Source organism: Tsukamurella spumae (assembly GCF_012396015.1).
GTDB classification, from domain to species: Bacteria; Actinomycetota; Actinomycetes; order Mycobacteriales; family Mycobacteriaceae; genus Tsukamurella; species Tsukamurella spumae.
The window spans coordinates 1-22,115 of the sequence record NZ_JAAXOQ010000013.1; the positions used below are offsets into that span (position 1 = coordinate 1).

Here is a 22,115-nt window from a genome sequence, read left to right on the forward strand (position 1 = left end):
GCAGTCCATGCTACTCTCTCCAAACCAACCAGTCAAAAACCCTGGCCGGCCCGCTCGGAGCAACCGTTCAAGCTTAGCAGATCGGAAATCCGTGTGCAACTCGCTCTCGCGGGCCACCCTCGGAAGCGCTTCGAACCGCTCAACCGCACGTTCAAGTGCCCTCGACCGTGTCATACGTTCGAGAGGCGATCTCTCCGTGGAGGCTGGCTGCTCGGAGCAACCGTTCCAGCTTATATCGGAGTCGATCTCGGTGTCAAACCGGGGCTCGGCTCCATCTTGTCAAGCTATCAGAGTTTCTACCTTCTGACCTGGGCTTTTCGGCCCCGTCCTGGTCGGTGTCGCTCTGACTTCGAATAAGTTACGCACCGTGGAACGGAAGCACAAATCCGCAGGTCAGCTCGTAACATCCCGTTCATCTATGCAGGTCAGCGGCCTGACTGGACCGACGCACCGTCGAATCCCATGAATGTGATCCGCAGCACAAAGGCCGCCCCGCGCTCGATGACGGGACGGCCTCAGTGGTGATGACCAGGGGATTCAGGCGATGCGGGCGCCGGCGAAGGACTTCTTGCCTCGGCGGAGCACCAGCCAGTGCCCGTGCAACAGGTCGTTCGGGGTCGGCTCCCACTCCTCCGACTCCACCTTGACGTTGTTCGCGTAGGCGCCGCCCTCCTTCACCGCGCGGCGCGCCGCGCCCTTGGACTCGCACAGCCCCGACGCCGTCAAGAGGTCGACGATGGTGCGCGGCTCACCGGCCGCGACCTCGATCACGGAGGCCTCCGCCAGCGCGGCCGCGAGCGTGCCCTCGGGCAGATCGGCGAGGTCTCCCCTTCCGAACAGCGCCTGGGATGCCAACTCGGCGGCGCGGGTGTGCTCCTCCCCGTGGACCAATGTCGTCATCTCGGCGGCGAGCCGCTTCTGGGCGGTGCGTCGCTGCGGTGCCTCCGCGGTCTCACGCTCCAGCTCCGCGATCTCCTCGCGGGTGAGGAACGTGAACCAGCGCAGGTAGCGGATCACGTCGGCGTCCGCGGTGTTCACGAAGTACTGGTACCAGGCGTACGGACTGGTCAGCTCCGGGTCCAGCCACAGCGAGCCGCCGCCGGTGGACTTGCCGAACTTCGTGCCGTCGGACGACGTGACCAGTTGCGTGGTCAGGGCGTGCACGTGCCGGCCGTCGATCTTCCGGTTCAGGTCGACGCCCGAGACGATGTTCCCCCACTGGTCGGAGCCGCCGATCTGCAGCGCGGCGTCGTACCGGCGCGCGAGCTCCACGTAGTCGTAGGCCTGGAGCAGCATGTAGCTGAACTCGGTGTAGCTGATGCCGTCCGACTCGAGCCGGCGCTTGACCGTGTCGCGCGCGAGCATCACGTTGATCGAGAAGTGCTTGCCCACGTCGCGCAGGAAGGTCGGCACGTTCATCTGCCCGTGCCAGTCGAGGTTGTTAACCAGGATCGCGGCGTTCTCGCCGTCGAAGGTGACGAACCGCTGCAGCTGCGTGTCGATCTTCGCCGCCCACTCCGCGACGGTGTCCACGGAGTTCATGACCCGCTCGCCGACGTCGCGGGGGTCACCGACCTGCCCCGTCGCACCGCCGCCGAGGACGACGGGCCGGTGCCCCGCCTCCTGGAAGCGACGCAGGGTGAGCAGCTGGACGAGATGCCCCGCATGCAGCGACGAGGCGGTCGGGTCGAACCCGGCGTAGAGCGTGATCGGTCCCGCGTCGAGGCGCTCGCGCAGCGCGTCGATGTCGGTGGACTGCGCGATCAGTCCGCGCCAGGACAGTTCCTCGAGGATGTCAGTGCTCACCGGTCCATTGTGAACGAACGGCCGCATCGCCGAGGTCACCCCCCTGCAGAGCGGTGACCAGCAGCTCGCGGTCCGCCGGACCGCCACCCCGGGTGAACATCACCAGGTCCCCGTGCACCAGCTGATTCACCAGCAGGTCCGCGACCGCCCGGGCCGCGCGGTCCGCGTCCTGGAGCCCGGCGGCTCCGGAGATCCGGGCGATCGCCGCGAGATCGGCGACCATCACCGCCGCGGGCTCCGCCTCGTACTCCGGGGTCAACTCGGCGACGAGGGCCATGTCCCGCACCGTCCACCGGGCCTCTATCGGACCCACGGTCCCGAACCGGTCGAACAGGCGCTCCCAGCCGTCGAACGGCCCGCGCAACCAGGCCGGGGCGGGGAGTTCCTCCCGGAGCGCCAGCGCGCCCGGCACCCCCGGGCGGAGGTATCCGGTGAGCAGGTCCCGCACGTCGTCGCTGGTCGACGGTGCTGCCCGCTGCACGTCCCGGAGAAATCGGGGCCGCGCCACCACCCCGACGGTCCCCGCGCCGTCGTCGACGGTGACCAGGTCCCGGTCCTCCGTGAAGGTGACGCCGGCGAGCCCGTGCGGGAGGTCGAACAGGGACTGCACCGCCGCGGCGGTGGCGGGCGGGAGGCCCGCGAGCCACGGCGCGATCACCAGTCCACGGACGGTGATGCGGGCGGGGTCGAGCTCGGCGCGGTCCATCCAGCGAAGGATCCCGACGATCCCGGCGCCGAGGATCACGACCGCGAGCAGGGCCCCGATGGCGAAGACCGCGCCGAGCAGGGACAACAGCCACAGCACCACCGCGCCCACGCCCGCCAGCCCCAGAGCGATCGCGACCGCGGCCGCGACCTCCACCGGGATCTGCGCGCGATGCGCGGCCCGACGGTGGCGCTCGAGCTCAGCCTGCGCACGCCCCGCACCCGGTCCCAGTCGCCGCAGGTCCAGTAGGCCGAGGATCGCCGCGAGCCGCGCCTCCGCGGCGGTCGCGAGTGCGGTCGCCGACCGGGTCTGGAGGATGGGAACCAGTCCCCAACCCGCCTCGATCAGGCCCTCGGTGGTCGCGGGGAACGGCGCCCCCATCAGGGCGCGGGCGGCCCGCTCCTCGTCGGGGTCGGCGAACGCCCGCCCGTTCATCGCGTTCAATCCGCGGTCTCGGTCGAGTTGGTCGGAGTCGATCATGGGCCCAGTCGAGCAGTTCCACCTTGGCCGGCGGTTGGCTTCCGCTGGGGGCGGGTCAACGACTCACGGAGGGGTGGCCCTGCAGCCACAGCCGCCACGGAAGATCGACCGCTCTGCTGATCCCGATCCGCGGTCCGGCGGCGATCGGGCCCCGTCGGGCGGCGATCTCGAGCCTGACCTCGGAGGACGGGGCGAGCACGTCGACGCCCTTGTCGGCCAGCGTGAGCCCGAGAGCCTGGCCGAGCCGTCCGGGCCCGGCGGCGAGCCGCGCGTCCGGGTCGCGCACGGCGCGCCGTTCCCGCACCAGGTCCAGACCGGATTCGATCGCGGCGCCGCGGAGCAGCACGCCCGCGCCGACACCGTCGGGCCCGGCGGTCACGTTGATGCAGGTGTGGATGCCGTACGAGAGGTACACGTACAGGTGTCCGGCCGGGCCGAACATCACCTGATTGCGGGGCGTGGGCCCCGGGTAGGTGTGCGCCGCGGGGTCCGGCCAGGGCCCGTCGGCGGGCGAGCCGTACGCCTCGACCTCGACGATGCGGGCCCGCACGTCTCCCACGGTGAGGACGGATCCGAGCACGAGCCGCGCGGCGTCGAGGGGGTGGCCGGACAGCCGCTCCCGCGCGCGCTCGGGGGTCACTGCGCGGCGCGGGCCAGGATCGCCTCGTGCTCGGCCGCGTCCACGTCCCGCGCCTCACCGATCAGCAGCACGGGCAGTCCGTCCTCGATCGGGTACGCGCGGCGCAGGCGCGGGTTGTAGAACAGCTCGTCCGGCACGTACAGCAGCGGTCCCTTGTCCTGCGGGCAGGCGAGGATCTTCAGCAGCGTCGCGTCGATGGCCATGCGCCCATGCTACCCAGCTGGGAGCCAGACCGGCTTGACCGCGGTGCCCTCGCGGGCCGCGGCCCAGGCCTCGTCGAAGTCGGTGAACGCGGTGACCAACTTGTCGACCGGGAGTCGCCCGTCCGCGACGGCCGCCGCGAGTTCGGGGAGGAACTCCGCGGGCTCCGAGTCCCCCTCGATCACGCCGATCACGCGCAGGCCGCGGGCCATGATGAGCATGACGGGCAGGTCGGCCGACGGTGCTCCGAGCCCGACCACCGCGAGGGTGCCGCGCGGTCGGAGGGCCAGGACGGCCTGCCCCAGCACCTCGGCGCGGGCCGTGGTGTCCACGGCGGCGTGCGCGCCGCCGCCCGTCGCCTCGATGACCTGCTGCGCGGCCTGCGGACCGGCCTCGACGGCGTGCGTGGCACCGAGCTCGAGGGCGAGCGCGCGGCGGTCCTCCCGCGGGTCGACCGCGACGATCGTGGTGGCGCCGGCGAGCTTCGCCCCCATGACCGCCGCGAGCCCCACGGCGCCCGTCCCGAAGACCACGACGGACTCCCCCGACCGCACCTTCAGCGCGCGGGTGACGGTCCCGACGCCGGTCTGGACGCTGCACCCGAGCGGTGCGGCCAGCGCGAAGGGCACATCGCCGATGGGGACCGTGTTGCGGTCCGTCGCGAGCGCGAGGCCCGCGAAGCTCGACTGGCCGAAGAAGCCGCCGGTGACGGCCGTCTCCCCCGAGCGGATGCCCGGGAGTCCGAGGTAGTTGCGGGTGATCGACTGCTCGCAGTAGCCGGGCGTACCCGCCGCGCAGAACTCGCAGGTGCCACAGCTGTCGAAGGTGAGCGAGACCCGGTCGCCGACGGCCAGTCCCCGCGCATCGGGGCCGAGCGCCTCCACGACGCCCGCGCCCTCGTGGCCGAGGATCACGGGCATGCCCTGCTCGGGCCACTGCGCGGCGAGGGTCAGGTCGGTGTGACAGACGCCGACCGCGTGGATGCGCACCAGGACCTGGTTGCCGGTGGGCGCGGGGATCTGGACCTCGAGGGGCGACGGTGCCTCGCCCGGCGCGGCGACGACCCGCGCGACGGTGCCGGTCACCGGTCCGCCAGACAGCCGCCGGACGACGCTGGGCGGGCGTCACGCTCGAGGTAGAAGTAGAAGTACGGCGCGACCAGCTTCTTCCCGGTCATGACTCCCATGACGGTGTCGTCGTCGACCTTGGCGAAGTGGTCGATCACCGGCTGCCCGTCGTAGACCATCGACGCGGTCACGGTCCCGTCGAAATCGATCAATCGCAGCGTGGCCTCCCCCTTACCGAGGGCGACATCGGAGAACTTCTCGCCCTGCTCGTCCAGGCAGACCAAGGGCTGGACGTCGTTCGCCGAGGCGAAGCTCTTGCCGTACCACCGGGCCTTGCCGAGGGCGCCGTCCATCGGGTGACCCGACGGCAGCTCGCCGCCGCGCCAGTCCCCGAGCAGGAACTCGATCGAGACGGGCTCGAGCTGCGCGAACAGCCCCGCGAGTTCGGCGGGTTCGGAGTAGCGCGGCTCGTCGATGAGCCCGCGGACGGTGCGCTCTGCGGTCATACCGCGATGTTATCCGAGGTTCTCCGGAGTCCGGGCCGGAACCGGAACACGTTCCAGGCGATCTCGACCAATCCCTTGACATCGCCCCGAGCGCGGGCGCAGAATTCAACCGTCCATGAATTCATCGATCAGTGAATTGATCGGAGGCGCGATGACCAGCGCGATCACCCTGTCCGGGCTCACCGTGGTCCGCTCGGGCACCACCGTTCTCGACCACCTCGATGCCGAGATCCCCGCGGGCGCGATCACCGGGCTGCTCGGGCCGTCGGGGTCCGGCAAGACCACCCTGATGCGGGTCATCGTGGGCGCCCAGCGGATCACCGGCGGCACGGCGACGGTGCTCGGCCGTCCCGCGGGTCGGGCAGACCTGCGCGCCCGCATCGGCTACACCACGCAGTCCCCCGCGGTGTACGGCGACCTCACCGTCGCGCAGAACGTCGCGTACTTCGGCGCGCTGTACCCCGGGCGCCGCGCCTCGGCGAAGGCCGATGTCGCGGAGGCGATCGCCGCTGTCGGGCTCGAGGCCTTCGCCGGACGCCGGGCGGACTCCCTCTCGGGCGGGCAGCACTCGCGGGTGAGCATCGCGTGCGCGCTGGTCGCGCACCCCGAGCTGCTCATCCTCGACGAGCCGACCGTCGGCCTCGACCCGCTGCTGCGGGCCGAACTGTGGGAGCGATTCGCGGCCATGGCCGCCGCCGGCACCACGCTGCTGGTCTCCAGCCATGTCATGGACGAGGCCGCCCACTGCGCCCGGCTCCTGCTGCTGCGCGAGGGCCGCCTCGTGGCCTCACCGACCCCGTCGGAACTGCTCAGCAGCACCGGAGCCCCCACCCTGGACGAGGCCTTCCTCGCGCTCGTCCGCAACCAGGAGGCTGCGGCGTGAGCACCGTCCTCAACCCCGGCATCACCCGTGCCACAGCGGTCCGCGTGCTGCGGCAGCTGCGCGCCGACCCGCGCACCGTCGCCATGATCGTCGTGGTCCCCACGGCCCTGCTGGTCCTGCTCTACTTCCTCTACCGCGACTCCCCGGGCGGCTCGGCGGTCTTCAGCCGCATCGCCCTCGTGCTGCTCGGCGTGCTGCCCTTCGCGCTGATGTTCATCGTGACCTCGATCGCGATGCAACGCGAGCGCGTCTCCGGCACGCTCGAGCGCCTGCTCACCACGCCGCTCGCCAAGGCCGACCGCCTGCTGGGCTACGCCGCCGCGTTCTCCCTCGCGGCCACGGCACAGGCAGCGATCGCGACGGCGGTCGCGGCGACCCTGCTCGGCATGAACCCCGCGGGCAGCGTGTGGCTGGTGGTGCTCATCGCCGTGGTCGACGCCTGGCTCGGCGTCGCGCTCGGGCTGCTGTTCAGCGCGTTCGCGCGCACGGAGTTCCAGGCGGTCCAGTTCATGCCGATCGTGGTGGTGCCGCAGCTGTTCCTGTGCGGACTGTTCGTCCCGCACGACGCGATGCCCGGATGGCTGCAGGGCATCGCCGATGTCCTGCCGATGACCTACGCGGTCAAGGCCCTGCAGGAGGTGGGTGCCCACGCATCCCCGACCGGGACCATGTGGACCTCCCTCGCCGTGGTCGCCGGGTTCGCGGTCGCGGCGCTCGCCCTCGCGGCGGCGACGCTACAGCGCAGGGTCGCGTGAGCGCGGGCCGCTCGGGCCGACGGTCCGGAAACCCGGACACCCGCACGCAGATCCTCGACGCCGCCCGGGCCGGGTTCGCCCGTGGCGGCCTGGCGGGGACGACGGTGCGCTCGATCGCCGAGGCCGCCGGCGTGGATTCGGCGCTGGTGCACCACTATTTCGGGACCAAGCAGCAGCTCTACCTCGCGGCCCTGGCGATACCGGTCGACCCGGAGCTGGTGCGCGCGCCGCTTCGGGACGCCCCGCTCGAGGACACCGCCCGGGCGCTGCTCCGTGCCGTCCTGACGATGTGGGACGGGCCGCTGCGCGAGGTCGGCGTCGCGGTGGTCCGCACCAACCTCGGCACCGACGGCGCTCCCTCGATCGTGCGGGGATTCCTGCTCGAGATCGCCCTCGGCGAGTTGATCGTCCGCCTCGAGGAGGGGCCCGGCGACGGGGTGCTCCGAGCGAATCTCATAGTGGCCCAGGTGTTCGGCCTGCTCGTGGCGCGCTACGTCGTCGGCCTCGAGCCGCTCGCGTCGCTCCCGCTCGAGCAGGTGGTCGCCGTCGCCGCTCCCCCGCTCCAGCGGGTGATGACGGGGCCCCTCCCGGGTTGCTAGGCGCCCGCCCAGGCCCGCAGGGCGGGCAGGGCCGCGGTGACCCGGTCGAGTTGCGTGGCCACGGCCGACGGTGCCGTGCCGCCCCGGGCGCTACGGGAGCCGACCGAGCCGCGCACCGTCAGGACCTCGCGGACCTGCGGGGTCAGCGCCGGATGGATCCCGGCGAATTCCTCGTCGGTGAGGCCGTCGAGGCCGACGCCGCGGGACTCGGCGGCGCGGACGCACTCGCCCGCCGCCTCGTGCGCGACGCGGAACGGGATGCCCTGCCGCACCATCCACTCCGCCACGTCGGTCGCGAGCGTGAATCCTGCGGGCGCCAGCTCACCCATGCGTTCGGGGTGGAAGGTCAGCGTGGCGGTCAGTCCGGCGACGGCGGGCAGCAGCAGTCGCAGCTGCTCGACCGAGTCGAAGACCGGTTCCTTGTCCTCCTGCAGGTCCCGGTTGTACGCGAGCGGCTGCGCCTTGAGCGTCGCGAGGAGACCGGACAGGTTGCCGATGAGCCGGCCCGCCTTGCCGCGCGAGAGCTCCGCGACGTCGGGGTTCTTCTTCTGCGGCATGATCGAGCTGCCCGTCGACCACGCGTCCGCCAGGGTCACGTACCCGAACTCGGCTGTGCTCCACAGGATCACGTCCTCCGACCACCGGGACAGGTCTACGGCGATCTGCGCGAACACGTACGCGGCCTCCGCGGCGAAGTCCCGCGAGGCGGTGGCGTCGAGGCTGTTGTCCGCGGCGGAGTCGAAGCCCAGGTCGGCCGCGATCGCGCCGGGGTCGAGCCCCAGCGACGATCCGGCCAGGGCGCCGGACCCGTACGGCGAGACCGCGATCCGCTTGTCCAGGTCCTGCAGCCGCTGCACGTCCCGCAGCAGCGGGTGCGTGTACGCGAGCAGGTGGTGCGAGAGCAGGATCGGCTGCGCCGCCTGCAGGTGCGTCTTGCCCGGCAGGATCGTCTCGGGGTTGGCCTGCGCCTGCGCGACGAAGGCGTCCACCACGTCGAGCACGCCGACGGCGACCAGCCGCACCGCGTCGCGCAGCCACATCCGGAACAGGGTGGCCACCTGGTCGTTACGCGACCGGCCGGCGCGGAGGCGCCCGCCGACCTCGGCGCCCGCGCGCTCGATCAGCCCGCGCTCCAACGCGCCGTGCACGTCCTCGTCGGACTCGGCCGGCCGGAACGCGCCCGATGCCACATCGGCCCCGAGCTGATCGAGCGCCGCGAGCATCGAGGCCAGATCCTCGTCGGAGAGCAGCCCGGCGCCGTTCAACACGCGGGCGTGCGCCTTCGACGCCCGTACGTCGTACGGGGCCAGCGCCCAGTCGAAATGGGTGGACTTGCTCAACGCGGCCATCGCCTCGGCGGGGCCGGACGCGAACCGTCCGCCCCACAGGCTGCCCTCGTTGGTGCCGTGCTTCTCGCTCACTGGCGTGTCGATCCCTTCCGCGGTCGGGTGGTCAGTCGGTGCCGAGGTCGAACGCGGCGTGGTTGCTGGCCTCGTCGAGCGCCGACGGGATCTGCTCGCCGCCGGAGACGATGGCCTCTGCGCCGCCCCGCTCCAGCTCGCCGACCAGCGCGGCGGTCTCGCCCGCGACGATGCCCTGCGCGGCGTACTGCTCGAGCCGCGAACGGGAATCGGCGATGTCGAGGTTGCGCATGGTGAGCTGGCCGATGCGCTCGTCGGGGCCGAAGGCGGCGTCGCCGACGCGCTCCATCGAGAGCTTCTCCGGGTGGTAGCTCAGGTTGGGGCCGGTGGTGTCGATGATCGAGTAGTCGTCGCCGCGGCGCAGGCGCAGCGTCACCGAGCCGGTGACGGCGGACGCGACCCAGCGGATGATGGCCTCGCGCTGCATCAGCGACTGCGGATCGAGCCAGCGGCCCTCGTACATCAGGCGGCCCAGGCGGCGGCCCTCGTTGTGGTAGGTCGCGATGGTGTCCTCGTTGTGGATCGCGTTCACCAGGCGCTCGTAGGTCGCGTGCAGCAGCGCCATGCCGGGCGCCTCGTAGATGCCGCGCGACTTGGCCTCGATGATACGGTTCTCGATCTGATCGGAGATGCCGAGACCGTGGCGGCCGCCGATGCGGTTCGCCTCCCGGACCAGCTCGACCGGGTCGGAGAACTCCACACCGTTGATCGCGACCGGCACGCCGGCCTCGAAGGTGACGGTGACGTCCTCGGTAACGATCTCCACCGACTCGTCCCACGGGGCGACGCCCATGATCGGATCGACGATGAGCACGCCGGTGTTGAGGAACTCCAGGTCCTTGGCCTCGTGGGTGGCGCCCCAGATGTTGGCGTCGGTGGAGTAGGCCTTCTCGGTGGAGTCGCGGTACGGGAAGCCGTGCGCGACGAGCCACTCGCTCATCTCCTTGCGGCCGCCGAGCTCGGTGACGAACTGCGAGTCCAGCCAGGGCTTGTAGATCCGCAGCGCCGGGTTCGCCATGAGGCCGTAGCGGTAGAACCGCTCGATGTCGTTGCCCTTGTAGGTGGAGCCGTCGCCCCAGATGTCGACGCCGTCCTCCTTCATGGCCCGCACCAGCATGGTGCCGGTCACGACGCGGCCGATCGGGGTGGTGTTGAAGTAGGTCTTGCCGCCCGAACGGATGTGGAAGGCGCCGGTCTGCAGGGCGGCGATGCCCTCCTGCACCAGCAGCGGCTGCACGTCGACCAGGCGCGCGATCTCGGCGCCGTACTCCTTCGCCCGGTCCGGCACCGCGTCGATGTCCGGCTCGTCGGGCTGGCCGATGTTCGCGGTGTAGGTGCAGGGCACGGCGCCCTTGTCGCGCATCCAGGCGACGGCCACGGAGGTGTCGAGGCCGCCGGAGAAGGCGATGCCGACGCGCTCGCCGACGGGCAGGGTGGAGAGGACCTTAGACATGGTCGATAAGCCTATCTGGTGGAGGGTGTTCGGATTCAGGCGAGCGCCACGAGCCGCTCGGCGAGGTCCTTGCCGGTCAGGGGCTCGCGCGCGACGACGAGGACGGTGTCGTCGCCGGCGACGGTGCCCACGACCTCCGGCAGCGACGAGCGGTCGAGCGCACTGGCGAGGAAGTTCGCCGCGCCCGGCGGGGTGCGCAGGACGCAGATGTTGCCGCTGTGGTCGGTGGAGACGAGCAGTTCCCCGAGGAGGCGGGAGAGCCGCTCCGTGCCGCCGGACACGCCCCGCACGGGCGAGCCGTCCTCGGGCACCACGTACACGCCCGTGCCGCCGTCGGCGCCGCGCAGTTTCACGGCGCCGAGCTCGTCGAGGTCGCGCGAGATGGTGGCCTGCGTCGCCTCGTAGCCGCCCCGCACCAGGAGCGCCTGCAACTCGGCCTGGCTGCGGACCTGGTGGTTGGCGAGGATCTCGACGATGGCCGCCTGCCGCCCGGCCCGGGTGGCGAGCGGTTGGTCGGTCACGGTCTGGCCTTCCGGGCGGTCGTCACGAGTGCTCCAGGAGCCAGGCGAGCAGCGCCTTCTGGGCGTGCAGGCGGTTCTCCGCCTCGTCGAAGACGGCGGACTGCGGGCCGTCGATCACCTCGTCGGTGATCTCGTCCCCGCGGTGCGCGGGCAGGCAGTGCAGCACCATCGCGTCGGGGTCCGCGTGCGCGAGCAACTCGGCGTTGACCTGGTACGGCCGGAAGGGCGCGTTGCGGTCGATGCCGTCGTCCTCCTGCCCCATCGACACCCAGGTGTCGGTGACGACCACGTCGACGCCGGCGACCGCGAGCACCGGATCGGAGATCACGCTGACCTCGGCCCCCGTCTCCTTCGCCCGGGCCCGGGCCGCCGCCACGAACCTCTCGTCCGGCTGGAAGCCCGACGGTGCGCTGATGGTCACGTCCATCCCGGCGGTCACGCAGCCGAGCATGTAGCTGTGCGCCATGTTGTTCGCGCCGTCGCCGAGGTAGGTCAGCTTGAGACCGGCCACGGAACCGGTCCCCTCCGCTCCCTTCCGCTCGGCGATCGTCTGCAGGTCCGCGAGGATCTGGCACGGGTGGAAATCGTCGGAGAGGGCGTTGACGACGGGCACCGTCGAATACCGGGCCAGCTCCTCGAGGCCCTCCTGCGCGTAGGTCCGCCAGACGATGGCGTCGACGAACCGGGACAGCACCCGGGCGGTGTCCGCGAGGGACTCGTCGCGACCCATCTGGGTGGACTTGGTGTCGACGACCACGGCGTGGCCACCGAGCTGCGCGACGCCCACGTCGAAGCTGAACCGGGTGCGGGTGGAGTTCTTGTCGAACAGCACCGCCACGCCCTTGGGACCCTCCAGCGGGCGCCGGGAGAAGGGCGCGGCCTTCAGCTCCGCGGCCAGTGCGAGCACCTCGCGCTGCTCGGCGGGGCTGAGATCGTCGTCGCGGAGGAAGTGGCGGGTCATGAGTTCTCCTGGGCTGCATCGAGAAGAGCGGGAAGCGCGGTGAGGAAGCGATCCGTCTGCTCGTCGGTGAGGACGAGCGGCGGGGCGAGCCGGATCACATCGGGCTGCGCGGCGTTGAGGAGGAAGCCCGCATCGCGGGCGCCGGTCTCGACCGCCTTGGAGACGGGCTGCGCGAGCGTGATCCCCAGCAGCAGACCCGAACCCCGCACCCCGGTGACGAGCGGGTGGCCGAACCCCTCGACGGTGGCGGCGATGTGCTTGCCGAGCGCGTCCGCGCGCGCGGCGAGGCCCTCGGATTCGACGACGTCGAGTACGGCGTTCGCGGCGGCCGCGGCGATCGGATTGCCGCCGAAGGTGGTGCCGTGCTGACCGGGGGTGAGCAGCTCGCCGGCCGCGCCGACGGCCACCGTCGCCCCGATGGGCAGGCCGCCGCCGAGCCCCTTGGCGAGCGTGAAGACGTCCGGGGTCACGCCGGCGCGCTGGTACGCGAACAGTGTTCCCGTGCGGGCGATCCCGGTCTGCACCTCGTCGAACACCAGGAGGGCGCCGGCGTCGGTCGCGGCGGCGCGGGCCTCCGCGAGGTAACCCTCGGGCGGGACCACGACGCCGTACTCCCCCATGATCGGCTCGAGGAAGATCGCGGCCACCTCGCCGGCCTCGGGAGCGGTGGCGGCCCGGAGTGCGGCGGCGTCGCCGTAGGGCACGTGGGTCACCGACTCGATGAGCGGCTCGAAGGGCTCCCGCTTCCCGGGCTGTCCGGTCAGTGCCAGCGAACCCATGGTGCGGCCGTGGAAGGCGCCCTCAGCGGCGAGCATCCTCGTCCGGCCGGTCCGCCGACCGATCTTGATGGCGGTCTCGTTGGCCTCCGCGCCCGAGTTGCTGAAGAACACCCGCGTTCCCGGGACGCCCACCGCGTCGGTGAGCCGCTCGGCGAGGCGGACGACCGGCTCGCTGATGTACAGGTTCGAGACATGGCCCAGGGTCGAGACCTGCCGCGTGACCGCCTCGATGATCTTCGGATGCGCGTGGCCGAGGGCGTTGACGGCGATGCCGCCGAGAAGATCGACGTACTCCTTGCCGTCGGCGTCCGTCACCGCCGCACCGCTGCCGGAGACCAGCGCGACGGCCGGGGTGCCGTAGGTGTTCATCAGCGCGGCGTTCCACCGCTGCTGCATCGTTTCGTTCGTCATGTGTGTCAGATCCAGGTCTTCTCAGTGTGATTCGGGGCGGTCACCATCGTGCCGATGCCCTTGGTCGTGAACAGTTCGAGAAGCACGGAGTGCGGCACCCGCCCGTCGATGACGTGCGCGGTGGGGACGCCCCCGTGCACGGCTCGCAGGCAGGCCTCCATCTTCGGCACCATCCCGGAATCGAGGCTCGGCAGCAGGGCCGCCAGCGTGTCGGTATCGATCTCGGAGGTCAGCGAGGACCGGTCGGGCCAGTTCGTGTACAGGCCCTCGACGTCGGTGAGCACCACCAGCTTCTGCGCGCCCAGCGCCTCGGCCACGGCGGCCGCGGCCGTGTCTGCGTTGATGTTGTGCACCACGCCGTCGGCGTCCGGCGCGATCGTCGAGATCACCGGAATCCGGCCGGCGGAGATGAGGTCGTTCACGGCCTCGGGGTTGACCTCCGTGACATCGCCCACCAGCCCGATATCGGTGGGGGCACCGTCGACCACGACCTCCCGGCGGGTGGCCGTGAACAGGTGCGCGTCCTCGCCGGACATGCCGACGGCGAAGGGTCCGTGGGAGTTGATCAGCCCGACGAGCTCACGGCCGACCTGGCCGAACAACACCATCCGCACGACGTCCATCACCTCGGGCGTGGTCACGCGGAAGCCGCCCTTGAACTCGCCCTCCATGCCGAGCCGCCCCAGCATCGCGTTGATCTGCGGGCCGCCGCCGTGCACCACCACCGGGTGCAGGCCGCAGGTGCGCAGGAACACCATGTCCTGGGCGAACGACCGCTTGAGCTCGTCGTCGACCATGGCGTTGCCGCCGTACTTGACCACCACGGTCTTGCCGTGGAAGTCGAGCAGCCAGGGCAGCGCCTCGGCGAGGACGCCCGCCTTCTCGAGCGGGGTCAGATCGGGGCCGTTCATGAGGAGTAGGCCGAGTTCTCTTCGACGTACGCGTGTGAGAGGTCCGTGGTGCGGATCGTCGCGGTGCCGCGCCCGAGCCCCAGGTCGACGGTGACGTCGATCTCCGGCCCGGAGAGGTCGACGTCGCGCGCTCCCGGTACGCCGCAACCGTTCTCGGCGATCGGCTGCCCGTTGAAGGAGACCGTCAGCTTGTCGTGGACCAGCTCGATCGGCGCGATCCCGATGGCGGCCATGACGCGACCCCAGTTCGGATCGCTGCCGAAGAGCGCGGTCTTGACCAGGCTGTCGCGGGCGATGGCCCGGGCGCCGATCAGGGCCTCCTCCTCCGAGGCGGCGCCGGTCACGGTGATCAGGATCCGCTTCGTGACGCCCTCGGCGTCGCCCTGCAGCTGCGCGGCGAGATCGTCGCAGACCTCGCGCACCGCCGCGTTGAGTTCGTCCTGGGTGCAGGACTTCTCGCTCGCCCCGCTGCTGAGCAGCAGGACGGTGTCATTGGTGGACGTGGCGCCGTCCACGTCGAGTCGATCGAAGGTGTAGCTCGTGGCGTAGCGCAGGGCCTCGTCGAGCTGCTGCGGCGTGGCGTGCACGTCGGTGGTGAGCACCACGAGCATCGTGGCGAGCGACGGCGCCATCATGCCCGCGCCCTTCGCCATGCCGCCCACGTTCCAGCCACCGGAGTGGTGCAGGGCCGTCTCCTTGGGCACGGTGTCCGTGGTCATGATCGCGTGCGCCGCGTCGGTGCCCCCGGTGAGGCCGCCGCCCATCTCGTGCACGATCTCGGTGACGCCGGCGAGCACCTTGTCCATGGGCAGCCGGTCGCCGATGAGGCCGGTCGAGCAGACCGCCACCTCCCCCGCGCCGGTCTCGGTCCCCCAGTGGCTCAACACCTCCGCGACCTTCTCCGCCGTGGCGTGCGCGTCCTGGAAACCCCCGGGGCCGGTGCAGGCGTTCGCGCCCCCGGAGTTGAGGATCACCGCCCGCAGGTGGCCGTCCCGGAGCACCTGCTCGCTCCACAGCACGGGCGCGGCGCGGACCTTGTTGCGGGTGAACACGCCGGCCGCCGCGTAGTGCGGCCCCTCGTTGAAGACCAGGGCGAGGTCGGGCTTGCCGGACACCTTGATCCCCGCCGCGATGCCCGCGGCCTTGAAGCCCAGCGGCGCCGTCACGCCCTGGTTCCGAACGAGTTTGAAGCTTCCGGCGGTCACGGCGCGACTCCTACGATGCTCAGGCCCGCGGTCTCGGGGAGACCGAGCGCGAGGTTCATGGACTGGACGGCGGCGCCGCCGGTGCCCTTGGTGAGATTGTCGATCGCGGCGGTGGCCACGAGCCGTCCCGCGCGCTCGTCGACGGCCACCTGCACCTGCACCGCGTTGCTGCCGAGCACCGACTTCGTCTGCGGCTGCGCCCCTTCGGGGAGCAGGTGCACGAAGGGCTCATCGGCGTAGGCCTTCGCGTAGACCTCCCGGGCCTGCGCGGAGGTCACCGTCGTGGGTGCGGAGACGGTGGCGAGGATGCCCCGCGCCATCGGCACCAGGACCGGCGTGAACGAGACCGTGACGGGCGAATCCGCCACGGCCGAGAGATTCTGGGTGATCTCGGGGGTGTGCCGGTGCGTGGTCACGCCGTACGCCCGCGCCGAGCCGATCGCCTCGGAGGCGAGCAGGTCCACCCGCAGGGACCGGCCCGCGCCCGACGTGCCGCTCACGGCGACGACGGTGACCTCGGGCGCGACGATGCCGGCCGCGACGGCGGGCAGGAAGGCGAGGGTCGACACCGTCGGGTAGCAGCCCGGGACGGCGATGCGCGACGCACCCGCCAGGACCTCGCGGTTGCCGGGCAGTTCGGGCAGGCCGTAGGGCCAGGTGCCGGCGTGCTTGCTGCCGTAGTAGTGCTCCCACTCGCCGGCGTCCTTGAGGCGGTAGTCGGCGCCGCAGTCGATGATGAGGGTCGACGGGGGCAGCGCCTCCGCGATCTCCGCGGACTTGCCGTGAGGCAGGCCGAGGAAGACGACGTCGTGGCCGCGCAGCGTCTCCGGCGTGGTCTCCTGCAACACGCGGTCGGCGAGCGGCAGCAGGTGCGGGTGGTGCTCGAACAGCGCGCTGCCGGCGTTGCCGCCGGCGGTGAGCGCGCCGATCGTGAGCTCACCGGAGAGGTACTGCGGGTGGTTCAGCAGCAGCCGGAGGATCTCTCCCCCGGCGTAGCCGCTGGCGCCCGCGATCGCCACGGAAACAGTCATGCGATGATTATGCACCATCATGCAAGCGTATTCATAAGTCCGCGCTCATCCACCGTGTCGAAGGCTTCCTCAGAGCTCCCACAGGGTGCGGCAAGCCCGAGGTCAGGCATCGTCGGCATCCTCGGTGGTGGTAACGAACCGCATCGCCGACCCGAAAGACATCACATGCGTAACGACCACCGAAACCTCACCCCCGACGCCATGACGCAGCCGCTGTCGCTGCCGCGCCGCCAGGGCGGCGTGCGCGGTTCTGTCAACCGCGTCCTCGACGGCTTCGCGCCGCGCGTGGAGAACCGCGCCATGCTCGTCAAGATGGGCCGCGGCCGCCCCAGCCTGGTCGGTGATCACCGGCGCGGCAACCACATCACGCAGGCCTTCCACCTCGGCTGAGGGGCCTCACGCCAGGTCGCGGAATCCGACCGTGTGCCGCAGTCCGCCGCGCGGCCCCGTCGCCGCGGAGACCTGCGCCCGCGCCTGCTCGATCACCGGCGTCCGCGGGTCGAGCACGGACAGGTACTGACGGTGTTCGGCCAGCGATTCCACGGCGCGTTCGGTGAACCCGGTGACATCCACGATGTACGCCGGATCCGGCGCCGTCTGATACGCGGTGACGCCCGCCGCCGTAGCGGCTTCGGCGACCGCCCGGGTGAACTCCATGTGGTCGCTCTGATTCGGCTTACCGGGCCCCCAGTCCGGCCCACCCCACAGCGTGATCACGATGTCCGGCTCGTACCGGGCGATGGACCGACGAATCGACTCCCGCAGCTCCGGCGTGTTCGCCAGCCGGGAGTCCGGATAGCCCCAGAACCGCACCTCGTCGACCCCGACGACCGCGGCGGACCGTCGTTGCTCCTCCTCGCGCACCGGGCCGGCGGTGCTGGGCGTCATGCCCGCGATCCCCGCCTCGCCGGAGGTGGCGAGACCGTACGCCACCTTCTTCCCCTGGGCGGTCCATCGTGCGACCGCCGCCGCCATTCCGTACTCCGGGTCGTCGGGATGCGCGACCAGCACCAGGCCGGTCGACCAGTCCTCGGGGAACAGTTCCGGCTCGGGAGAGGTCGCATCAGCCATGGCCCCACGGTAGCGGGGGCGTCCCATCAGCGCAGCAACTCGACCGACACCCCCTCGGCGAACCGGTAGGGCTTGGCCACGATCAACCCGGCCACGCCACGGCGCAGCCGAGAGATCTCGGCCCGAACCGTGACCACGCGCCCCGGATCGCCGAAGAGCGACTCGGAGATCTGCGCGGCCGACCACCCCTCCGCCCTGCTCGCGATGAGCTCCAGGATCTGGACGTGGCGCGGCGGGAGAAGGTGGCGCCACGTCCCACTGGAACCCGTGACGACGACCTCGGGGTCCCGGCTGGGCCGCACGTCGATGACGACCCGGACTCCGGCGCCCGAGACGACGTGCTCGCCGCCGGGTTGGATCAGCCACCCGCCGGGGAACCGGTCTACGATGCACTCGCCGAACTCGGGCAGCCACACCGACGGGCCGACGATCGGCTGGGGCAGCGTGATCCGGGACCGGGGCGCGAGGTCCCCGACCGCCACGACCCAGCCGTCGACGTCGACCGCGAGGCGTGGACCGGACATCGCGGCGATCATCGGTGCCGCGACGGTCCGCAGGCGGTCGAGCCGGAGGAGATGGTCCGCGCGAAGACGGGACTCCGCGAGACCGGCGACCGCCGCAACGAGGGCGAGCGTGGTCGGGTGCACCGTCACCGCGGGTCCCGACACATCGACCACTCCCAGGATCTGGCCCGTGCGGGGGTCCCGGATCGGCGCGCCCGTGCAGGTCCAACCGTGGTGGCTGCGCGCGTAGTGCTCCGCGGAGAAGATCTGCACGGGGCCGCGGGCGGCCAGCGCTGTGCCGATCGCGTTCGTGCCGACCTCCTTCTCGCCCCATTGCGCTCCCGGCACGAAACCGAGGCGATCGGCTTGGGAGAGCACCCTCGACGATCCGCTGCGCCAGAGCACGGTGCCGTCCCGGTCGGCGATCACGAGGATGTTGTGACCGTCGGCGGTCAACGACGCGAGCCCGGCGGCGAGGTCGTCGACGACGGCGCGGAGGCCCGAGGCATCGCGGCGACGCTCGACGGCGCACACGTCGAGCACGTTCCGGGGAGCGTCGGCGTCGGGTGCGACGCCCGCGGCACGCACCCGCCCCCAGGACTCGCTGACCACGTCCCGCGGACGAGCCGGCGGCCGCGATCCGGACATCGTGGCGTCGTAGACGGCGGCGAGGAGCCGGGCGTACTCGCGCGGATCCTCACCGAACGCCATCGCGGGCTCAGACACCGCGGTCCCGCCTCCGGGCACGGCCGCCTCCCACCGCGTCGGTCACCGGAACACGAGCCCGCCGTCGATGAGTCCCGCCTGCCCCGTCATGTAGTCGGAATCCGGGCCGGCCAGGTAGGAGACGAACGCGGCGACGTCCTCCGGGGTCTGCGCACGGCCGAGCGCGATGCCGCCGACGAACTTGTCGTAGGTCTCGCCCTCCGCGGCGCCGGTCAGTTCCGCGAACCGGCGGTCGATCTCGACCCACATGTCCGTGCCCACCACGCCCGGGCAGTACGCGTTGACCGTGATTCCCTCGCTCGCCAGCTCACGAGCCGCCGCCTGCGTGAGCCCGCGCACGGCGAACTTGGTCGCGCTGTACGGGCCGAGCATGGCGAAACCGTCGTGTCCGGCGATCGAGGAGGCGTTGATGATCTTCCGCACCCGCCCCTCCGCCCGGCCCTGCGCCCGGAACGCGGCGGTCGCCGCCTGAATACCCCACAGGACGCCGTTCACGTTCACCGACCACAGGCGCGCGATCTCCGCCTCCGTGGCCTCGGCGATGGTGCCGACGAGGGCGATCCCGGCGTTGTTGACCATCACGTCGAGACCACCGAGCTCCGCTACCGCGGAATCGACGGCGCCGAAGACCGCAGCGCGGTCGGTCACGTCGGCGGTGATGGCGACGGCTCGACGGCCCGCGTCGCGGACCTCGCGCGCCACGGCGTCGATCCCGTCGGCGGTCAGATCGACGAGGGCCAGATCGAATCCGTCCGCGGCCAGTCGCCGGGCGATGCCCGCACCGATTCCCCTGCCGGCTCCCGTCACCAATGCCACACGCACGTCGCTCATCCCACGCTCCTTCGATACCCGTCTCGGCGGGGTTCCGCCTCACCCCGGTATATGTGACTCAGGTCACGTGGACCAAGGTTGCGGACGGTTGCATCGCCCCGCGATCGGGGCCAACCGGATGCAACCTCGGGCGGCGACCCCGGCAGGGTGTGACCTGAAGCACATGACAACGACGACCGACCCCACACCACGCCGCTCGATCACTGACGGCACCTCCCGCGCGACACTGTTCGGCATCGCCGATCTCGTGGTGGTGACCGTGCTCGCGCTCGCGTCCTGGTACCTCCTGGCCGATCCGACCACGAGCCCGTGGCACTTCTACCCACTCCCGTTCAACGCGGCACTGTTCTGGGGGATCCTGTTCATCGTGTTCGCGGGCTTCGTCTGCGAGTTCGCCGGCTTCGACCGGCTGCGACAGCCCGTACGCGGACTCGCCCTGTGCGCCGCGACCTTCGTCTTCGGCATCGCCGTGACGGCGGCACTGGCCCTCGGCCTGGGTGCGTCGAACGCCGACTTCGCGGCCGACCGGCCCGGCGGGCTCGGGTACTTCACCGGAGCGCTGTTCGTCCTCGTCGGCTTCGGGACCTGGGTCATGTCGGTGTTGAACTGGCGGCATTGGCCGTGGCCGCAGCTGGGGCTGCGGCAACCCTGGGCCGGCCTGTGCGAGATCGGGGCGATCGCGATCCCGACGCTCGCGCTGTATCTGACGATCGGCCTCCCGGCCTTCTCGACCGCGGCGCACGACCCGGTGATGTCCGGCGACACGGTGCTCGGGTGGTTCTACTCGATCGTGGTGGTGGTGATCCTCACCGGACAGTGCCTGGACAACCAGCCGTGGCAGTTCCTGGGCGGCGACCGCCCCGGCCGCGTCGCGGCGATCTCCACCGTCGGGAACGTGCTCGTGGGCACCGGCCTCTACTTCGCCTTCCTCCCGTTGACGAGACTGCTCATCGGCTCGGCCGCGGCGGCCGATCTGGGGCCGGCGATCCACCAGTTCCCGGCCCAGCTCGGCGTCTGCTGGGCGTTCTGGATGATCTTCTGGGCCAACGCGTTCGGAAACCGGCCGACGTCACTGGGCACCGTCGCGAATCACCTCGCGCGGACGGCGATCACCTTCACCCTCGCCGTCGCGACGTTCCTGCTCTACTACCGGTTCGCCGCCCAGCACGTGCTGCACGAGCCCGCCGCGGCGACGGGGATCCACGGCAACGCGCTGGGCTTCCTCGACTGGATGGTGCTGTGGACCCTGCTGTACGTGGTCGGGTTCGAATCGATCGGGTTGCGACGCTGGGCGCCGTCTGCCGAGAAGCCCGCGGCCACGGTCACTGAGAGCGCGTGAAGCGGCGCGGCCGGACGCCCGCCGCGGTGCCACCGCGCACCGTCAGCGCAGGACCTCGACCGTCACCCCGTCCGCGAAGCGGTAGGGCTGCGCGGCGATGAGACCGGACAGCACACGGCGCAGCCGCGAGATCTCCGCGCGGACGGTGACCACGCGCGAAGCGTCGCCGAAGAGCGACAACGCGAGCTGCGCCGCGGTGTGCCCCGTACCGTCGGCCAGCAACTCGAGGATCTGAGCGTGCCGAGGCGTGAGCCCGTGCCGCCACTGCCCGCCCGAGCCCACGACGCTGACCTGCGGCGACCGCTCGGACCGGAGATCCACCGTGACCCGGGTGCGCTCCAGGGAGCCCGCCGCGTCGACCGGCCGCAGCAGCCACCCTCCCGGGAGCGGTTCGACGGCGCACTCCCCCAGCTCGGGCAGCCACAGGTGCGAGCCGTCCATCATCTCCGGCAGGGTGACCCGCGCCCGGGGCGAGAGCTGCCCGACGGCCGCGACCCATCCGTGCGGATCGACGACGAGGCCCGGGCCGGGCATCCCCGCGAGCAGCGGAGCCGCGACGGTGCGCAGTTGGTCCAACCCCGCGAGATGGGATTCGTGCAGCCGGGACTCGGCCAGCCGGGCGACGGTGGCCACCAGGGCGAGAGTGGTCGGGTGCACCGTGGACGCCGGGCCGCTCACGTCGACGACGCCGATCAACTTTCCGGTGCGCCGGTCGCGGATCGGGGCCGCGGCGCAGGTCCACGGGTGCTGGCTGCGGGCGAAGTGCTCCGCGGAGAAGGTCTGGACGGCGCTCCGGGCCGCGAGCGCGGTGCCGATCGCGTTCGTGCCCACGCGACTCTCGGACCACGCAGCGCCCTCGACGAAACCGAGACCGTCGGCCTGGCGCAGTACCCGCGACGGTCCGCCGCGCCACAGGATGGTGCCCTCGGCATCCGCCACCACGAGGATGCTGGAGCCGCCCTCGGTGAGCGGGGCGAGCCCACTGGTGAACTCGTCGATCATCCCGGCCAGACCCGACTCGCGCCGCAATCGGGCCAGGTCGGCGGCGTGGATCGCCGGCCCGGCGGCATCGTCCGGCCGTAGCCCCGCGGCCCGCACCCGGTCCCACGAGTCGCCGATCACCTCGCGGGGACGGGCCGGCGGTCGCTCGCCCGACATCGTCGCGTCGTAGACCTGGGCGAGCAGCCGCGCGTAGGTGCGCGGATCCTCGCCGAGAGCCACCGCGGGCTCGACCGTTTGTCCCACCCCTCGATTGTGCCTCAACTCACAGTCCGCGGCGGCCACGCCCCCGCTTTCCCCCGCCCGCGTC

The 22,115-nt window shown here is 71.6% G+C and carries 23 protein-coding genes; 5 read left to right on the forward strand and 18 right to left on the reverse strand.

Going from position 1 to position 22,115, the window contains the following annotated elements; translation table 11 throughout:
- Positions 1 to 537 precede the first annotated feature (537 nt).
- The 6 genes from tyrS to HF999_RS11230 are packed head-to-tail and all read right to left on the reverse strand — an operon-like array spanning position 538 to position 5,406.
- Positions 538 to 1,833, reverse strand: a complete 1,296-nt coding sequence (gene tyrS, locus HF999_RS11205; protein WP_210733726.1) for a tyrosine--tRNA ligase — start codon at positions 1,831 to 1,833, stop codon at positions 538 to 540.
- Positions 1,796 to 2,992 (reverse strand): hypothetical protein, encoded by a 1,197-nt coding sequence (locus tag HF999_RS11210; RefSeq protein ID WP_168545964.1) that lies wholly within the window; start codon positions 2,990 to 2,992, stop codon positions 1,796 to 1,798. The genes tyrS and HF999_RS11210 overlap by 38 nt, the downstream gene beginning before the upstream one ends.
- A gap of 55 nt (positions 2,993 to 3,047) precedes the next feature.
- Positions 3,048 to 3,632, reverse strand: coding sequence for a DNA-3-methyladenine glycosylase (locus tag HF999_RS11215; protein ID WP_168545965.1), 585 nt, complete (start codon positions 3,630 to 3,632; stop codon positions 3,048 to 3,050).
- Positions 3,629 to 3,835, reverse strand: a complete 207-nt coding sequence (locus HF999_RS11220; protein ID WP_068569984.1) for a Trm112 family protein — start codon at positions 3,833 to 3,835, stop codon at positions 3,629 to 3,631. The genes HF999_RS11215 and HF999_RS11220 overlap by 4 nt, the downstream gene beginning before the upstream one ends.
- Before the next feature lie 9 nt (positions 3,836 to 3,844).
- Entirely contained in the window at positions 3,845 to 4,918 is a 1,074-nt protein-coding gene (locus tag HF999_RS11225) for an NAD(P)-dependent alcohol dehydrogenase (RefSeq protein ID WP_168545966.1), read from the reverse strand.
- Positions 4,915 to 5,406 (reverse strand): DUF4334 domain-containing protein, encoded by a 492-nt coding sequence (locus HF999_RS11230; protein ID WP_168545967.1) that lies wholly within the window; start codon positions 5,404 to 5,406, stop codon positions 4,915 to 4,917. Before HF999_RS11230 ends, HF999_RS11225 begins: the two co-directional genes overlap by 4 nt.
- A 151-nt stretch (positions 5,407 to 5,557) precedes the next feature.
- Here HF999_RS11230 and HF999_RS11235 point away from each other — a divergent pair, with 151 nt between their 5' ends.
- The 3 genes from HF999_RS11235 to HF999_RS11245 are packed head-to-tail and all read left to right on the forward strand — an operon-like array spanning position 5,558 to position 7,643.
- A complete protein-coding gene (locus HF999_RS11235; protein ID WP_168545968.1) occupies positions 5,558 to 6,289 on the forward strand; it encodes an ABC transporter ATP-binding protein in 732 nt (243 codons plus the stop codon).
- On the forward strand, positions 6,286 to 7,044 hold the full coding sequence (locus HF999_RS11240) for an ABC transporter permease (RefSeq protein WP_168545969.1): 759 nt from the start codon (positions 6,286 to 6,288) through the stop codon (positions 7,042 to 7,044). The genes HF999_RS11235 and HF999_RS11240 overlap by 4 nt, the downstream gene beginning before the upstream one ends.
- Entirely contained in the window at positions 7,041 to 7,643 is a 603-nt protein-coding gene (locus HF999_RS11245) for a TetR/AcrR family transcriptional regulator (RefSeq protein ID WP_168545970.1), read from the forward strand. Before HF999_RS11240 ends, HF999_RS11245 begins: the two co-directional genes overlap by 4 nt.
- Here the strand turns inward: HF999_RS11245 and argH are convergent.
- The 8 genes from argH to argC are packed head-to-tail and all read right to left on the reverse strand — an operon-like array spanning position 7,640 to position 16,336.
- Entirely contained in the window at positions 7,640 to 9,064 is a 1,425-nt protein-coding gene (gene argH, locus HF999_RS11250; protein WP_168545971.1) for an argininosuccinate lyase, read from the reverse strand. The genes HF999_RS11245 and argH overlap by 4 nt on opposite strands.
- Positions 9,065 to 9,095: 31 nt before the next feature.
- Positions 9,096 to 10,517, reverse strand: coding sequence for an argininosuccinate synthase (argG, locus tag HF999_RS11255; RefSeq protein WP_168545972.1), 1,422 nt, complete (start codon positions 10,515 to 10,517; stop codon positions 9,096 to 9,098).
- 35 nt (positions 10,518 to 10,552) lie between these two features.
- A complete protein-coding gene (locus tag HF999_RS11260; RefSeq protein WP_068569991.1) occupies positions 10,553 to 11,038 on the reverse strand; it encodes an arginine repressor in 486 nt (161 codons plus the stop codon).
- Between the two features lie 22 nt (positions 11,039 to 11,060).
- Positions 11,061 to 11,999: an ornithine carbamoyltransferase gene (gene argF, locus HF999_RS11265; protein ID WP_168545973.1), complete on the reverse strand. Its 939-nt coding sequence runs from the start codon at positions 11,997 to 11,999 to the stop codon at positions 11,061 to 11,063.
- Positions 11,996 to 13,189 carry an acetylornithine transaminase gene (locus HF999_RS11270; protein ID WP_168545974.1) on the reverse strand — a complete coding sequence of 398 codons (1,194 nt, stop codon included), beginning with the start codon at positions 13,187 to 13,189 and terminating at the stop codon, positions 11,996 to 11,998. Before HF999_RS11270 ends, argF begins: the two co-directional genes overlap by 4 nt.
- 5 nt (positions 13,190 to 13,194) lie before the next feature.
- Positions 13,195 to 14,100: an acetylglutamate kinase gene (gene argB, locus HF999_RS11275; RefSeq protein WP_168545975.1), complete on the reverse strand. Its 906-nt coding sequence runs from the start codon at positions 14,098 to 14,100 to the stop codon at positions 13,195 to 13,197.
- Positions 14,097 to 15,305, reverse strand: a complete 1,209-nt coding sequence (gene argJ / locus HF999_RS11280; RefSeq protein WP_168545976.1) for a bifunctional glutamate N-acetyltransferase/amino-acid acetyltransferase ArgJ — start codon at positions 15,303 to 15,305, stop codon at positions 14,097 to 14,099. The genes argB and argJ overlap by 4 nt, the downstream gene beginning before the upstream one ends.
- Entirely contained in the window at positions 15,302 to 16,336 is a 1,035-nt protein-coding gene (argC, locus tag HF999_RS11285; protein WP_168545977.1) for an N-acetyl-gamma-glutamyl-phosphate reductase, read from the reverse strand. Before argC ends, argJ begins: the two co-directional genes overlap by 4 nt.
- Positions 16,337 to 16,501: 165 nt before the next feature.
- Between argC and HF999_RS11290 the strand changes: the two genes are divergently transcribed.
- Complete coding sequence (locus HF999_RS11290; RefSeq protein WP_168545978.1) at positions 16,502 to 16,726, forward strand: hypothetical protein; 225 nt, start codon at positions 16,502 to 16,504, stop codon at positions 16,724 to 16,726.
- Positions 16,727 to 16,732: 6 nt separating this feature from the next.
- On the opposite strand, the gene HF999_RS11295 is transcribed toward HF999_RS11290, so the two are convergent.
- Genes HF999_RS11295 through HF999_RS11305 form a run of 3 tightly spaced genes read right to left on the reverse strand, consistent with a single transcriptional unit; the run spans position 16,733 to position 19,467 of the window.
- Entirely contained in the window at positions 16,733 to 17,407 is a 675-nt protein-coding gene (locus tag HF999_RS11295; protein ID WP_168545979.1) for a PIG-L deacetylase family protein, read from the reverse strand.
- Positions 17,408 to 17,433: 26 nt separating this feature from the next.
- Positions 17,434 to 18,636: a GAF domain-containing protein gene (locus HF999_RS11300; protein ID WP_312854105.1), complete on the reverse strand. Its 1,203-nt coding sequence runs from the start codon at positions 18,634 to 18,636 to the stop codon at positions 17,434 to 17,436.
- Between the two features lie 42 nt (positions 18,637 to 18,678).
- Complete coding sequence (locus HF999_RS11305) at positions 18,679 to 19,467, reverse strand: acetoin reductase (RefSeq protein WP_168545980.1); 789 nt, start codon at positions 19,465 to 19,467, stop codon at positions 18,679 to 18,681.
- Between the two features lie 163 nt (positions 19,468 to 19,630).
- On the opposite strand from HF999_RS11305, the gene HF999_RS11310 reads away from it, so the two are divergent.
- The gene (locus tag HF999_RS11310; RefSeq protein ID WP_168545981.1) at positions 19,631 to 20,806 is read left to right on the forward strand and encodes a hypothetical protein; all 1,176 of its coding nucleotides are present in this window, start codon (positions 19,631 to 19,633) and stop codon (positions 20,804 to 20,806) included.
- A gap of 42 nt (positions 20,807 to 20,848) precedes the next feature.
- Here HF999_RS11310 and HF999_RS11315 read toward each other — a convergent pair whose 3' ends face one another.
- On the reverse strand, positions 20,849 to 22,051 hold the full coding sequence (locus HF999_RS11315; RefSeq protein WP_312854106.1) for a helix-turn-helix domain-containing protein: 1,203 nt from the start codon (positions 22,049 to 22,051) through the stop codon (positions 20,849 to 20,851).
- Between the last annotated feature and the right edge of the window lie 64 nt (positions 22,052 to 22,115).

Excerpts from the sequence above, each read along its gene's own strand:
- tyrS (WP_210733726.1), bottom strand. The coding sequence starts at position 1,833 with ATGCGGCCGTTCGTTCACAATGGACCGGTGAGCACTGACATCCTCGAG.
- HF999_RS11210 (WP_168545964.1), bottom strand. The coding sequence starts at position 2,992 with ATGATCGACTCCGACCAACTCGACCGAGACCGCGGATTGAACGCGATG.
- HF999_RS11220 (WP_068569984.1), bottom strand. The coding sequence starts at position 3,835 with ATGGCCATCGACGCGACGCTGCTGAAGATCCTCGCCTGCCCGCAGGAC.
- HF999_RS11230 (WP_168545967.1), bottom strand. The coding sequence starts at position 5,406 with ATGACCGCAGAGCGCACCGTCCGCGGGCTCATCGACGAGCCGCGCTAC.
- HF999_RS11235 (WP_168545968.1), top strand. The coding sequence starts at position 5,558 with ATGACCAGCGCGATCACCCTGTCCGGGCTCACCGTGGTCCGCTCGGGC.
- argG (WP_168545972.1), bottom strand. The coding sequence starts at position 10,517 with ATGTCTAAGGTCCTCTCCACCCTGCCCGTCGGCGAGCGCGTCGGCATC.
- argF (WP_168545973.1), bottom strand. The coding sequence starts at position 11,999 with ATGACCCGCCACTTCCTCCGCGACGACGATCTCAGCCCCGCCGAGCAG.
- HF999_RS11270 (WP_168545974.1), bottom strand. The coding sequence starts at position 13,189 with ATGACGAACGAAACGATGCAGCAGCGGTGGAACGCCGCGCTGATGAAC.
- argB (WP_168545975.1), bottom strand. The coding sequence starts at position 14,100 with ATGAACGGCCCCGATCTGACCCCGCTCGAGAAGGCGGGCGTCCTCGCC.
- argC (WP_168545977.1), bottom strand. The coding sequence starts at position 16,336 with ATGACTGTTTCCGTGGCGATCGCGGGCGCCAGCGGCTACGCCGGGGGA.
- HF999_RS11290 (WP_168545978.1), top strand. The coding sequence starts at position 16,502 with ATGCGTAACGACCACCGAAACCTCACCCCCGACGCCATGACGCAGCCG.
- HF999_RS11295 (WP_168545979.1), bottom strand. The coding sequence starts at position 17,407 with ATGGCTGATGCGACCTCTCCCGAGCCGGAACTGTTCCCCGAGGACTGG.
- HF999_RS11305 (WP_168545980.1), bottom strand. The coding sequence starts at position 19,467 with ATGAGCGACGTGCGTGTGGCATTGGTGACGGGAGCCGGCAGGGGAATC.
- HF999_RS11310 (WP_168545981.1), top strand. The coding sequence starts at position 19,631 with ATGACAACGACGACCGACCCCACACCACGCCGCTCGATCACTGACGGC.